This is a genomic window from Sporosarcina aquimarina (assembly GCF_019748715.1).
GTDB lineage: Bacteria > Bacillota > Bacilli > Bacillales_A > Planococcaceae > Sporosarcina > Sporosarcina newyorkensis.
The window spans coordinates 1-15,100 of the sequence record NZ_JACLBZ010000010.1; the positions used below are offsets into that span (position 1 = coordinate 1).

Here is a 15,100-nt window from a genome sequence, read left to right on the forward strand (position 1 = left end):
AAGTTTTGTTCAGTTTAGTGTTGACAATCCAAAGTACGTTTGTAGCGGGTGCTTACCTTCTAACATAATTGGTAAACGAAAGGACTAGGGGAATATGAAAAATCTTATTCGAAAGAGAAAGGGAATAACGGTTGTAGATTCGATAATGGGGAGTGGTAAAACGAGTTGGGCAATTCAATACATCAATCAAAGTTCGCCCTCGACAAAATTTATATTTATTACACCATATCTTACAGAAATTGAACGGATTATAGAAAAGACAACTAAGTTTTTGTACAGCCAAGCCAGAATGGAAAGCAAAATAAACTTGCTTCACTAAAACAGGCAATTGCAAATGGAGAAAACATTGTTTCTACACATGCTTTGTTCAAAAGGTGTGATTCAGAACTCATTCAGTTAATCGAAGCAGAAGACTATACTTTAATTTTAGATGAGGTATTGGACACGATTGATGAAATTAAGATATCCAAGGATGATATTAAGATTCTGCTGAATTCGTCTGATAATGAAGGTAACCCTATAATATCAGTTGGAAGTAAGGGGAGAGTGAAATGGAATAACCATGAGTATGATTCAGGTAACTACCAAACAATTCGTAATCTTGCTAAAGCGGGGAATTTAGTTCTGTTTGAAGATAGTAAATTATATTGGTTATTCCCAACAGACTTATTTAAAGCATTTAGTGATGTTTTCATTTTAACCTATATGTTTGAAGGTCAAATTCAATGCTACTACTATCGCTTGTTCAATATGAAGTTTATATACCGATCTATTGTAAATGATGCATATCTTGGCTACCATCTAACTGAATATCGTGGCAGAGTCGGTGAAGATCGGCAACGAATCAAATCACTAATAAATATCTACTATTCCTCTCTTAGCGACAATAGAGATATAAACAAGATTGGCGAAAAACATAACGCTTTCAGTAAAAGTTACCTGGCGGTGCATCTGAAAAATAGGCACTTTAAAGAGATGATAAAGAAAAACAGTTATAATTTTTACCGCCACAAAATGAATTGTTCGACAAAGCAGGTTATTTGGACAACCTTTAAGGATAATCAAAAGAGTTTAGCACCTATGGGATTAAAGAAGAGTTTTGTGCCTTTAAATGCAAGGGCAACAAATGAATACGCAGCGGCTACAACTTGTATTTATTTAGCTAACAGATACATGAACCCTATGATAAAACGATTTTTTCAATCACACGGTATTAAGGTAGATGAAGATTTATTTGCATTGGCGGAATTACTACAATGGTTGTTCCGTAGTGCTATCCGAAATGATGAAGAGATTGCTGTTTACATTCCATCTGAAAGAATGAGAACTTTATTAGAAATGTACCTAAATAACGAAATTTAGTTGCATAAAAAAACTAGCAAATAACTTTACAAACCTTGATATAACAACGTTTATAAAGCTTTTCCTTAAAGAAAGAAAAAAGATATACTATACACATTCCGAGGGATAACAACCTATCCCTCTCCATGTGATAGTGCTTGTATAGTAAAGATACTATATTGGCCATCTATAGTGGGAGTGAAACGACCACATGCGTAGCGTAGCGGAGTATGGAGAAAGGGGTAATCGAATGCAATTCAATAGTGATGTAGTGGATAGCAGACTTAGGTTAGCTATGAAGAATCAATCAAATATCGAAGGGAAACGAGTAAGTAAAGATGAAATAATAGTGATAGCTTTGAGGGATCTTATGGTAAAGCAAGAGAAGGTGATGAATAATCGCTATGCAAACTTGTGCAAGTAGAAAGTCAGAGGGTAAGGGTATACCATGGGGGGCGGGGGCTTATGCTGTCATCTACAGATGAAAGCACAATGTAGACGATAGCTTCAAAACTATTTAAGCACAAGCTTTGGCTAGATAGAAATATTGAATTGAACTACATTGTTTTAAAAAGTAATAAAATCGTATATTAGATAGCGTTCGTAGTAAAAGGAATTTATAAATTCCTCATAAAAAAATTCTATCTAATCTTTAAATTACATTGCTTTTTATTAGGTGACAGTTCATTTGAGGGTATGAAAGAACCACATTGATTATTTAGTTATATTGTTGTATCTTTAGTTAAGGGGAGTTGAGGTAATATGTATAATAAGTTGAGGTTTTTCACTATAGAGGGGTTATTTGGGAACTTGGAAGTTAACTTAAGTTTTGATGAGGTAGAAAATATTTATATTGGTGAGAATGGAATAGGTAAAACTACAATATTGTCATCAATCTTTTATACACTAAAAGGTAAATTTTTAGAACTAAGTAAAATTGAATTTAATTCCATTATAGTTGAATTTACTGATGGGAACACATATGGATTTACAAAAGATGATATTGAACAATACATTAATTACAATAAAAATAATAGAAGACGTATTAGCCCAAAGGCCGAAATGAAGATTGAAGAAATTTGTAAAGATAAGATAGAGATCTTGTTGAAATTAAAGGAAGAACTTTCGTTTGAAGAAGTTCGGAAGAATGAAATATTTATTAGCATAAGAGATGAAATTAACCAGGAATTAAGAATTCCTAGAATGCCAGCTGAAAGGGAACTTATTGATTACTTGAATAGAATTGATTTTAGTTCAAAACCTATTTTTATGCTGGTGGAAAGACTTAAAAGTTTTAATAAGGAAAATGAACTTTTATATTTTCCAACCTTTAGAAGAATAGAAGAGGATTTAAATAAATTATTAGCATTTTCATCTGAGGAAGAAGAAATAAAATACTCATATAGAGAAGTTGAAAGAAAGGACGATCTTTCAAGGTATGGCGAACTAATAAAATTTGGCATGGTGGATGTAGAAAATACTATTAAAGAATTATTAGAAAAGATTAGAGAAACTTCAATAAATAGTTTTAATCAGATGACAGCTATTTTACTAAAACAATATGTAAGTAACGATCTTAATTCAAATAGCACGAATTCCCATAAAGATATAAACGTGAAAGACTTAGAAATCTCTTTAAATCGTGTTGGTAGCGAAATCGAACAGAGTTATAAAGATAGAATCATCGAATTGGTAAATAGCAGAGAAATATATTTGGATGAGAATAACTACTTATTTAACTTTATAAACAATTTACTCTCAAGTCATGAACAATTACGAACTATTGATAAAAGGATCGAACTATTTGTGGATGTTTGTAACTCATATTTGGTGAATAAAAAATATGAATTTGATGCTAGTAATGTCACATTAAAAATTGTCAATACTAATAATAACAAAGTTATTTCTTTAACAAATTTGTCTTCAGGTGAAAAACAAATAATTTCAACATTTTCTAAGATATACTTGGAATATGAAAAAAATTACATAATTCTATTTGATGAACCCGAACTATCTTTATCGATTGAATGGCAAGAAAAATTCATACCAGATATCATAAATTCGGGTAACTGTAATCAACTAATTTGTGTAACTCACTCTCCATTTATTTTTAAAGAAGATAGGCTTTTCGAATTGGCTAAGGAAATTCTTGATGAAATAAAACCAACAGACACAGATTCTTTTTTTGATACAGAGGTGGAACTAGAATGGCAATAAGTAAACTCAGTATGAAAGAATCTCTAGAAGACAAATCAGTTGCATGGATGCAATTCTCTAGACTTGATTTTAGGAACTTGCAAGCCATACATTGTTTTTTTGAAGGTGAAGATAGAAAGTATTATATAAATAGGATAGAAGATATATCTATGAAACCATTAGAAGAAATAATAGGATATGATTGTAAGGGGAAAAGAAACGTAATAAGACTATGGAAAAAGATTAAAAATAATGTAAAGTATCAAAGTGTACTTTCATGTTTTTTTGTAGATAAAGACTATGGATTAAATCCTGAGGACTATGATACTAGCGTTTACGAAACGCCTTGTTATTCTATAGAAAACCTTTACGTAACACGGGATACTATTAAGCAAATTTTAGTAAAAGAGTTTGGTATAAACGCTATAAATTCAGATTATAATAAAACACTTCAAGATTATGATAATAGATTAAATGAATTTAGAAATATACTTGCAGGCTTAAATACATTTATAATTTGTTTTCAAAAGTTATCCGCTTCTTTAGATTTAGAGAAATTTAAATTGGGTGATTTTATACACATAGATATTAGGGAAATTAAAGTTTTAAAAGAAATGTCATTTGAAAATATAAATGTCTATTACCACACAAAGTTAAGCAATGAATGTAAGCAAGGTAAAAAGTATTCAGAAGAAAATCTACAAAGTTATTTAGATGTGATTGGTTCAGTGGAAAGTATATTTAAGATGGAGTTTGAGGTAGTAAATAAAAATCTAGAAAAACTTAGCCATGGAAAATTAGAACTTTACTTTTTAAAGAAGATTCTAGAAAATTTAAAGTTGCTTAATGACAAAAAGAATTACTTTTCATTAAAAAGAGATAATATTAGTTTAGACACAAATTCTAAGAATCTTTTGTCCAATTTATCAAAATATGCATATACTCCAAAGTGCTTGGTGGAATTTTTGACTGTGTATCAAAGTACTGAATCAGAATCTTTAATTACTTCTAAATAGATTTAAAAATACTATTGATACTTTTCAAGGTCATGCAAATTGTAGATGAATGCTGAGTTGAAATAGAAGGTCACTTTTCACTTGGAACACTAGAAAGCGTTTAAGACTTTATTATTTAAACTAACCTATATTAAATAATATGTACCAAATTATTAGAATACAGATCACAATGATAAATAAAAATGAATATTTATGTAATCAAGATTTGAAGAGTAAAGGACTTTTATTCTAGGTAGCAATTATACGATATACTCTAAATACAGAAGGTTTTTGAACCAAGTTCGTGAATATGTAATACTCCCTAATGAGTAAAACCTTGATATATCAATATTTGCAAGAAAATATATTTTATTACTCAAGCCTTTGGACGTGGGTTCGACTCCCACCGTCTCCATAGTTTAATTTCATGGAGTTTCAATGAGTGTCAAAACCCTTGATAATCAAGGGTTTTTTCTTTTACCCTGTTTCATCTGATTTCATATAGTATCAATCGAACGTAGTCAAAAACGTAGTCAAAGCGTAGTCATTTATCTACATCTCAATGTAGTTAGCAAACTTCAATATTGCTTCTTCTTTTGCCTTCTTCGTTACATGGGCATAGATGTTCATTGTCGTCTGAACATCACTATGTCCTAGTCGATCTTGCACTTCTTTCAAAGTAGCTCCCGCTTCAAATAACAATGAACAATGGGTATGGCGTAAACCATGCGTAGTTATTGTACCGATGCTAAATTTCTTCTGCACATGTACAATCCATTTGCGGGTTTTCGTAGGCTGCAAATACTCATTATGCTCATTGCTGAATACTAGCTGCTTTGGTTGTAGCGTATTGAAGACAAGCTTTAAATAATCCTGCTTCTGCTTTTTCTTCCACTCTTTTAGCACAACCATTGTTTTGTCGTCCATTTTGATTGTGCGGGATACGCCAGTTTTAGTGGATTTTACATATAGCTGATTATCTTTGCCACGTGAAAGTGCCTTATTGATGCGTAGTTCGTTATTTGTGAAGTTGAGGTCATTCCATGTAAGAGCTAAGGCTTCACCTTTACGCATGCCGCTGAAAGCTAGCAATCGGAATAGAGCATAGGCCTTGAAGTTACTTTCTTTCTCCAGGCATGATAGGAAGTTAATCAACTGCTCACGAGTATAGAAGTTCTCCTTCTCATTTTCATCATTTGCTATAGCCTTCTTGAAAGCGTTGGCGGGCATATCTACGTGTGCAAAGGGATTTGTTTGTATATAGCCACGTTTAATTGCAAAGTCTATCACCTTCGCTGCATAGGCTTTTACCATGCGAAAATTTTTTAACTTCGCCGCCCACTCATCCACATGTTTCTGACATACATCGACATGTATCTTTTCAATTTTATATGAAGCCATTGCAGGTAGAATGTGATTTCTAAAAATGCCTGCTGTTTTTACAAATGTACTTTCCTCAACAGTCTTTTCATATTGTATTACCCATAGGTCGTAAACTTCTTGATACGATTCGGCTCGGACCGTTTGGTAAGTTCCGTTTGCAACATCCAGCTTAATACGGGCTAATGCTAATTCCGCCTCCTTACGTGTTTTAAAGCCCCGTTTTTTTGTGCGAATCTGTTTTCCTGTAAGCGGATCAATACCTAGATAAGCTGGAAACTCATATCGTAATTCACCATTTTTCAGCTTGTAGTTTTTGATCGGTGATACTTTTTTCTTTGCCACAATAATTCCTCCCGTATCTTTTGCGGGGGCAAGATATAAAGAGGAGAGGGGTTACCTCTCTAATGACATTATAAACGACACGAAAGATAAATCCTCTCCATTTGGATAGTTAAAAATTATTAATGGCATTGTAGGTCAAGAAGACTGTCTAAAAAAAGTACATTTTTAGAATGAATTTTGTTCAAAATTAAAACCCAAGAATGCTTATATAGCAGCATTCTTGGGTTTTATTAATTCTATTCAGGCTGAGGATTTTTCGAACAGCCCCTATTTCTTTTGATTTATTACAACTATCAACTATTTGCATTCCAACTTAGTCAAAATTGAACCTAACTGTTGACATATCTTGCGAAATCCTCAACAGCTGCAACTTTTGCCTCCGTTGTTACATGTGTGTATACATTCATTGTTGTCCGAATATCGCTATGACCTAAACGCTCCTTTATTTCATTTGGTTTAACACCAGCTGCTGCGAGTAAAGTGCTGTGCGTATGACGTAAACCATGAGTTGTGATGCGACGTAGGTGGTATTTGTCTTGCACTCGTAGAATCCATGCTCTTGTATTAGAAGGCTGAATATATTTATTTTTAGTATTACTAAAAATTAGCTGTCCATGCTTTGATGTATCAAACCCTAAAATATCATAGTCCTTCTTTTGTATTTTATTCCACATTGCCAAAATTTTCATCGTGTCTTTGTCCATTTTAATAGTACGCGACTCTTCTGTTTTTGTAGGTTTTACGTACAGACGGTTGTCTTCTCCATGTGCAAGGGCCTTATTAATTCGAATCTCATTTGTGTTGAAATTCAAATCATTCCATCTAAGTGCTAGTGCCTCTCCTTTACGCATACCACTATAGGCTAGCAGTCGAAATAGTGCATACGATTTATAGTTAGTCTCATTTTCTAAGCACGATAAAAAATCAACTAGTTGTTCTTTTGTATAATAATTTTCTTCCTTGTCCTCAAAATCCCCAATGTTTTTCTTAATCACTGGCATGTCCACCAGTGCAAATGGATTTGCCTTGATATATTCGCGTTTGAGAGCGAAATCCATCACTCTAGCAGCATAGTCTTTGACTGTTCGAAAACTCTTTAGCTTAACTGCCCATTCATTAACATGTTGCTGGCACACATCTATATTTATCATATCAACTTTATATGCACCCATTGCTGGTAAAATATGATTTTTGAAAATTCGCTTCGTTTTGACAAAAGTGCTTTCTGCTACCGTTTTCTCGTACTGTATGATCCACAAATCATATAGGTTCTGATATGTCTCGGCGTGTTGCTTTTGAAATGTACCTTTAGCGATTTGCAATTTGATGCGTGCTAATGCCAATTCTGCTTCTTTAATAGTTTTAAATCCTCGTCGAGTTGTTCGCTTTTGTTTACCTGTCAATTGATTTACCCCAATATATACTTGAAACTTGTATCTCTTTTGTTCATTAGCAAGTGTATAGCTTTCAATGCCTAATCTTGTTTTCTTTGCCATTATGTTTCCTCCCTATCTCGTAAATTAATAACTATTACTCTCCAAAAACTTATCGATTTCTTTTCGTGATACACGTTGAACGCCATCCACCTGTGAAACTTTTAATCCCAGTACACGAAATTTCCTAAATGTATTATGTGAGACTCCGGCATACTTGGCACCATCTGCAAGTGACATCCATTCCCTAGTCGGTAAATCAGGTTTGGATGAATGAAGTGCTCTGTGTATCGCATTTTCAATAAATTCCTCGATTCGCTCCGCTTGTTCGATTATCAAAGTATTTTTTATGCTCATTAGAGCTCCCCCCTTATATCTTTTGAATTTGGCTATCTGGATGGGCTTAGACTTAACTGCAATCGATCATGCATCCACAGCAAATCAGGTAAAGCGATCGAGCAAGTAATCGAATCTTCTCTAGCCCGATCCTTTTAACCTCCTGATAAGCATTATTCGGAAATGCAAGTCCCTTAAGTGTGAAAAATGGACGAACCCCGTCTGACCCCTAGATCTCCATGAAAATCAAGCACTTCAATTCCCGCAAAACTAGCATACAAGAAGAGATTTGTTTTGTGTGTCTATTTTGGACGAACCCCGTCTGACCCCTAGATCTCCATGAAAATCAAGCACTTCAATTCCCTCAAGGCTAGCATACAAGAAGAGATTTGTTTTGTGTGTCTATTTTGGACGAACCCCGTCTGACCTCTTGATCTCTATGAAAGTAATGCTCTTCAACTCCCGCAAAGCTAGCATACAAGAATAGATTAGCCTTGCGTGCTCGTTATGGAAGAACCCCGTCCTACCTCTCCAAGTCCGCTGTAATAACGTTGTGCTAGAGTTGTTACTTCTCTAACCCCATTCATCGACCTACTACTTCCGATTAAAATGATTTCATCTGCATAAAAGGATAGCAATTGGAGTGATGTCGATTGCCGTTTATTCATAGCGAATGATTTAGGCGTTATCTGATTTCGAGAAGTAATAAATATAGGTCGGATAATCAAAGGGAGAAGCCACTTAGTCCAGTAATGACAAGGCTTAGAGGGAAATTAAGATAAGGAGATGAAGTATATGGTTCATACATTTCGCTTGGTTTTTAAATTGTGGAGAAAGCATGTTTGGTTTTTGCGTAATGCGTATGACATTGACGCGATGGAAGTAGGCAAGTATTTTGGCGACACTTTTAATGGAGTCACCCTTACCGTATATCGTAGACCGAATAAACAGGCCCTGTATCTTAGCCTGATTGTCGATGCACCATTGATGTTAGACAAGGGAGAAATAACTGAGGGTGATCTTCTAGAAATTGAGGGGAGGTTGATGGAGATTCTTACTGTCATGTTTGGAGATCAAAAACTGTATCATCAACATCAGTTAATGAGAATTGATTATCGCTTCGATTCTATCATTGAAGAAGCGTCTGTTCGGAAGGCATATGTTGATCTCTATAATAAATCGTATCGCAAAAAAGCTAGACGACTAAAGAAATCAGGAAGAATAAATGTTCAGGGATTCTACGAGGAATACGAAACGGGGGTAGAACACAAAAATGGTTCAGTAGAAACTGCAGTATATGATAAAATGGCCGAACGGAGAGCTAAAAAAAAGCCAATCAAGGCTTATGAGAAAGATGTTCTTCGTTTTGAAGTAAGATTAAAAGAAAAATTTATGTCGTATCAAAAAGGGGAATATGAAGTTCCCCGTGAACTCAAAGTCTACTTTTCCAAGGAGAAATACCGACAAATGATGTATCAATACATCCTTGGAACTTATTTAACAAAGGATTTCGTACGTTACTCATTGGCAGTGGGTTATGTAGAGAGGAGTCAATTTGGAAAACAGGTGCAGAAGGCGATCACAAAGTTTCTGAGAACCGTTTCTCGGGGCGACCTTTCAAGTCCGCAAAACTCCATGGCTGCTGCGACATTTAACAGAAGGTTAGCAGAATGCACGGAGTTAGGATTCCATCCAATAACTATACCAAATTCATGGAAGCATTTACCTGACTTTCTTGAGAATCCATTGTCAGTATTGGAAAGTATCATTAATAGCAGCTAACAACGAACATAAAGACAGGAATACCTTGTACATTCCGATGTCTGCCCATCGTTCTTCCTTTGCAAGTGATAGTATGTATTACATATGGGCCTGTTAGCAAATGATAAATGGGAGATGAAGATTATGGGGCATCTAATCGAAAATATGACACCAGAGTATCTGGAGGACGTTATGGTGCGTTTAGCTCATCATTCATGTGCGATTGAGGGAAACACTATTACGCTATCAAAAACGGTATCAATTTTACTCAATGGTACTTTACCGGGTAGCGGTAACATCACGAGAAGAGAGTTTTTTGAGGTCGATAATCATCAACTAGCATTTGAATATGTTATAAGTTCAATATTAAATAATGAACAACTATCATTCTCTATTATAAGGAACATACATGAAAAACTAACGGATCGCTTGCAATACGATAAGGGGCAATTTAAAAAAGTGGAAAATCACATAAAAGGGGCAGAATTTTCTACTGTTCCTCCGGACCAAGTGCCACAATTAATGGATAAATTATTAAGGAATTTGTATTATCGTTTAAAAAATGCTACTACGGATGATGATTTATTGAAGGCCATATTAGAAATGTATATTCAATTCGAAAAAATTCATCCTTTTTCGGATGGAAACGCAAGGGCGGGGAGAATGATCATGAACTACTCCCTGCTAGAGAATGATTTGCCACCCTTAATCATAAAAAATCATGAAAAAGATGCATATTTACAAGTTTTGAAGGAGTCACAAATGAAAGAATTTCCGGAAGAAAAAGATATTGAAAATTTTGTTGTGTTTGCAAAGCCAATTTTAGAAGAAGAAAGAAAAAGAATGTTGTCTTTCTCGAACAAGATCCAAACATATAATAGATATATTTGAATCAATAATAGAAAAATCATGAAAAAAAACCAAAGGTCAAGGAAGGTCAGTTTTTGAAGAAGAAAGTCCCTGTACGCCCACAGCCTCAAGGGTTTAAGCGAGTCTGCAACTTTATGATGCAATGTACCTATAAGGGATTCCGGGTTTCGTTCTTTAGCTACTTTCTTTAAGGAAAAAGCAGATAAGAAGCCCGGCTTCGGTGAGACACTTATAGAAATATGAATTCCTTGGATGGAGGAATTTGCTTCTTTTAGAGGTTGGGCTGTCTGCCAACTGACCGAGTACATGTGCTTCTTAATAAAACCCCTCTTAATGTTGCAAGGATGGGGACGGTTCGCTTTCAATAAGGGGTTTGTAAGGGCTGATAACTCTTAGTGGTTACATAGCGTTTTCATGTGTAATTTAGGAGTTGTTAGGTGTATCATTGCCTTTCTATTGGCTGTTGTTAATCGTGGTGGCTCTTTTGTTTCCAAGAAAACAATGAAAAGAGGGCGTGTTGCCCCGATTAAATTTATACCCCTGTTTCCGCATTCTGCTTGTCGCGGGATGCTTGTGGGTATCGTATAATTTTGACCATACTCCTGTTGTTCAGGACGGTACCAACGGCCTCCTGTACGTTTTAGCTATTGCTTACGCACGCAATGCGTCAGGTCTTGCTAGCAATTGATCTTTACCAAAACTATTCGGAAAGCATTTTGGTCATACATTTCTTGGAAACACTTTCTTGAATTATTTGCAAATCCGTTGGCTTCTTTGGACAGAGACCTTAGTCGCAACTTAAGACTTGACCTTTCCTAAAAATGAAATGAGTCCAGCGACGTTTGGAAATCGGCTCAAATATTTTGACACAATGAAGATGCATCCAGTTACAATACCTCAATCAAAAATGCATATAGAATCTTTTCTTCCAAATTTATTTGATATATAAATCTGGAAGTTTTTTGTGAAGAAATCTTTAAATGTCCAAAAACTTGTTAACCGTATCGCCCTTCACCAATATATGTAAAACTTGCAATCCGGGAATTTGCTATACTTAGTACATAAACAAATTAGCAGCTGAAAAGGAGATATATATGAATAATTTTCAATCGAAAGTCAGTTTCATTTGGTCAATCGCGGAGTTATTAAGAGGACCGTTCAAACCAGAAGATTATGGCAAAGTCGTTTTGCCATTAGCTGTACTTCGCCGTTTTGATAGCGTACTTGTTGATACAAAAGAAGCAGTGCTTGCAAGTCATGAAAAGTTTAAGCACCTTCCTGAAGAATCAAAAGATGAACTGCTGAACCGTGTGGCAGAACAGAAATTGCACAATACGAGTAATTTTGACTTCCAAAAGTTGTTAAGTGACTCAGATAACATCGCGGACAACCTTCGCGACTATATTAATGGATTTTCAATCATAGCACGTGACATCATTCAGTATTTCGATTTTGACAAACAAATTGAGAAGATGGAGCGAAATGACCTGCTTTATTTAGTCGTTAAAAGATTCAGTGAAATTGACTTGCATCCAAGAGAAGTTTCCAATACTGAAATGGGCTATATCTTTGAAGAATTGATTCGACGTTTCTCTGAAAACGCTGAAGCAGGGGATCACTACACCCCCCGTGAAGTGGTAAGGCTGATGGTCAATCTGTTGTTCATGGATGATGAAGACATTTTGACGAAGCAAGGTATCACACAGACGTTATACGACAGCTGTGCGGGTACGGGTGGGATGGGTTCTGTTGCTCAGGAGTTTTTGAAAGAGTTGAATCCAACTGCAGACCTAGAGTTTTTTGCTCAAGAAATAAACGAAGAATCGTATGCGATCTGTAAAGCGGACATCTTAATCAAAGGCGAAGAAGCAAAGAACATTCGGTTTGGAAACACACTTTCAAACGATGCTTTCCCGAACATGAAATTTGATTATATGATTACGAATCCGCCTTACGGGGTGGAATGGAAACCGGCACAAAAGAAAGTAGAAGAGGAATACGAAAATCAAGGATACGATGGTCGATTCGGGGCAGGGCTGCCTAGAATTAGTGATGGTCAACTTCTGTTCTTACAACACCTTGTTTCAAAAATGAAGCCCATCACTGAAGAAGATGCAAAAGGTTCACGCATCGCAATCATTATGAACGGCTCACCACTCTTTACAGGAGATGCAGGTAGTGGAGAAAGTGAGATTCGACGATACTTATTCGAACATGATTTGGTAGAAGGCATTGTTGCGATGCCCCCTGATCTCTTTTACAACACAGGGATTTCAACTTATGTATGGATCTTAACGAATGCCAAAAAACCTCATAGACAGGGGAAGGTGCAACTCATTAATGCGGTCGATTTCTGGCATCCGATGAGAAAAAGTATGGGGAGCAAACGGAAAAAGATTTCAGAACAACAAATCAATGAGATTGTTCAATTGTATGGGGATGTCAAACCTAATGAGAACGTGAAGTGGTTTGACAATGAAGACTTTGGTTTTAATAAAATCGTCGTAGAACGTCCACTGCGATTGAACTTTAAAATAGACGAAGAGCGACTCACTGAGTTGCACAATCAAACCGCTTTCGCTAACTTAGCAAAGTCACGCAAAAAAGGTGAAGCAGCATTGAAGGAAATTGAAGCAGGCGAACAACAACAAAAAGCGATTTTTGAGGCTTTAAAATCGCTGGAAGATAACAAGCTATACAAGAATCGTCAAGAGTTTATAGACCTTCTGAAAAAGAAATTCAAAGAAACAGGTCTGGCAATACCAGCTACTTTGCTTAAAGCGATTCTAAATGCTTTGTCCGAAAAAGATGAAACAGCCGATGTTTGTACAACTGCAAAAGGCGAACCTGAACCAGACACCGATTTACGTGATACGGAGAGCGTTCCATTAAAAGAGGATATCTATGACTATTTCCAGCGTGAAGTATTGCCGCACGTACTAGATGCATGGATTGACGATTCAAAAACTAAAGTGGGCTATGAAATCCCTTTTACACGTCATTTTTATCAATACACTTCGATCAGAAGCTCTGTGGAAATTAAAGAAGAGATCCGGTTGTTGGAAGAGAGCATTTTGGAGAAATTGAAGAAGGTGATGGGATGAATGTGTCCGTAGATAAAAAGTGTGGGGAATCTGAAGTTAGTGTTTCTTGGTTAGGAGGTCTACCCTCAAGTTGGAAAGTGAGTAAGGTAAAATATCAGACAAAAATTAATGAGCGAGTTTTATCAGAAACCACTTCCCCTGATTTTGAAATGAAATATATTGATATTGGAAGTGTTGATTCAACGGGGAATATTAAAGAAATAGAAACTCTTCGTTTTGAAAATGCACCTAGTCGAGCTAGAAGAATTATCAGAAGTGGGGATACCTTAGTTTCGACAGTTAGAACCTATCTAAAAGCAATTACCGCAGTAAGAAAGGCCCCGTCAAATCTAATAGCGTCAACTGGTTTTGCTGTACTAACTCCACGAGAAACAATTGACTCTATCTATTTAGCATATTTAATGCAATCAGCACCATACGTTGACGAAATAGTCAGTCGTTCTACGGGGGTTAGTTATCCAGCCATAAACGCTAGTGAAATTGGTAACTTGGAATGTATTTTACCATCATTAGACACTCAGAGAGATATTGTGAATTACCTAGACGCAAGAAGTTCTGAAATTGACTCCCTAATCACCGACAAAGAAAAGCTCATTGCCTTGCTCGAAGAAAAACTACAATCTGTCATTACCGAAGCTGTTATAAAAGGATTGAATCCTAGTGTGAAAATGAAGGATTCTGGTGTGGATTGGATTGGTGAGATACCGGAGCATTGGAATGAAAAGAAGATTGCGTGGATATTTGAAATCATTGGAAGTGGGGGAACTCCTTTATCCACAAACTCTTCATATTATGATGGTGATGTAGCGTGGTTGAATACTGGCGACTTAAATGATGGCTATGTAGGAGCTACTTCAAAAAATGTAACACAATTAGCTTTAAAAGACTATTCGACTTTAAAGAAGTTTCCTTCCAACTCATTGGTAGTAGCAATGTATGGTGCAACTATTGGAAAGTTAGGTATTACAGAAATAGAAACTACTACAAATCAAGCATGCTGTGTTTTGGCAAAACCAATAGATTCTGATTTGAAGTTTATTTTTTATTGGTTCCTTGCAAATCGAAAAGAAATAATAAATCTTTCTTATGGTGGTGGTCAACCAAATATTAGTCAGGGTATTATTAAGTCTTTGAAAATCTCTTTACCCCCTATGGAAGAACAAGTTGAGATTACAAACTATTTGAACGATAGATATTCAGAAATAACTTCAATCAAGCTAGAATTGAAAGAACAAATCCAAAAACTCAAAGAATACCGCCAATCGCTCATCTACGAAGCAGTCACAGGAAAAATTGACGTGCGTGAGTATATAGAAAGAAACGAATAAGGAGGGGAGTA

The 15,100-nt window shown here is 35.6% G+C and carries 10 protein-coding genes; 7 read left to right on the forward strand and 3 right to left on the reverse strand.

The features are described 5' to 3' along the window. Window positions 1–438: 438 nt before the first annotated feature. The 3 genes from H7J92_RS05065 (at window position 439) to H7J92_RS05075 (ending at window position 4,553) form a co-directional block, all read left to right on the forward strand. Window positions 439–1,362 carry a hypothetical protein gene (locus H7J92_RS05065; protein WP_246602558.1) on the forward strand — a complete coding sequence of 308 codons (924 nt, stop codon included), beginning with the start codon at window positions 439–441 and terminating at the stop codon, window positions 1,360–1,362. A gap of 741 nt (window positions 1,363–2,103) precedes the next feature. Continuing rightward, entirely contained in the window at window positions 2,104–3,558 is a 1,455-nt protein-coding gene (locus H7J92_RS05070) for an AAA family ATPase (RefSeq protein ID WP_221835694.1), read from the forward strand. After that, on the forward strand, window positions 3,549–4,553 hold the full coding sequence (locus H7J92_RS05075) for a DUF4435 domain-containing protein (protein ID WP_221835696.1): 1,005 nt from the start codon (window positions 3,549–3,551) through the stop codon (window positions 4,551–4,553). Before H7J92_RS05070 ends, H7J92_RS05075 begins: the two co-directional genes overlap by 10 nt. Before the next feature lie 531 nt (window positions 4,554–5,084). Here H7J92_RS05075 and H7J92_RS05080 read toward each other — a convergent pair. From H7J92_RS05080 to H7J92_RS05090, 3 genes are all read right to left on the reverse strand, one after another. Then, on the reverse strand, window positions 5,085–6,257 hold the full coding sequence (locus tag H7J92_RS05080; RefSeq protein WP_221835698.1) for a site-specific integrase: 1,173 nt from the start codon (window positions 6,255–6,257) through the stop codon (window positions 5,085–5,087). A gap of 329 nt (window positions 6,258–6,586) precedes the next feature. After that, the gene (locus H7J92_RS05085) at window positions 6,587–7,753 is read right to left on the reverse strand and encodes a site-specific integrase (protein WP_221835700.1); all 1,167 of its coding nucleotides are present in this window, start codon (window positions 7,751–7,753) and stop codon (window positions 6,587–6,589) included. A 24-nt stretch (window positions 7,754–7,777) separates the two neighbouring features. Next, window positions 7,778–8,047, reverse strand: coding sequence for a helix-turn-helix domain-containing protein (locus tag H7J92_RS05090; protein WP_221835702.1), 270 nt, complete (start codon window positions 8,045–8,047; stop codon window positions 7,778–7,780). A gap of 774 nt (window positions 8,048–8,821) precedes the next feature. On the opposite strand from H7J92_RS05090, the gene H7J92_RS05095 reads away from it, so the two are divergent. The 4 genes from H7J92_RS05095 (at window position 8,822) to H7J92_RS05110 (ending at window position 15,089) form a co-directional block, all read left to right on the forward strand. Continuing rightward, window positions 8,822–9,808, forward strand: coding sequence for a hypothetical protein (locus H7J92_RS05095; protein WP_221835704.1), 987 nt, complete (start codon window positions 8,822–8,824; stop codon window positions 9,806–9,808). Between the two features lie 123 nt (window positions 9,809–9,931). Next, window positions 9,932–10,678: a Fic family protein gene (locus H7J92_RS05100; protein ID WP_221835709.1), complete on the forward strand. Its 747-nt coding sequence runs from the start codon at window positions 9,932–9,934 to the stop codon at window positions 10,676–10,678. Window positions 10,679–11,751: 1,073 nt separating this feature from the next. Then, window positions 11,752–13,761: a type I restriction-modification system subunit M gene (locus H7J92_RS05105; RefSeq protein WP_221835711.1), complete on the forward strand. Its 2,010-nt coding sequence runs from the start codon at window positions 11,752–11,754 to the stop codon at window positions 13,759–13,761. Further along, complete coding sequence (locus H7J92_RS05110; RefSeq protein WP_221835713.1) at window positions 13,758–15,089, forward strand: restriction endonuclease subunit S; 1,332 nt, start codon at window positions 13,758–13,760, stop codon at window positions 15,087–15,089. The genes H7J92_RS05105 and H7J92_RS05110 overlap by 4 nt, the downstream gene beginning before the upstream one ends. Window positions 15,090–15,100: the final 11 nt, after the last annotated feature.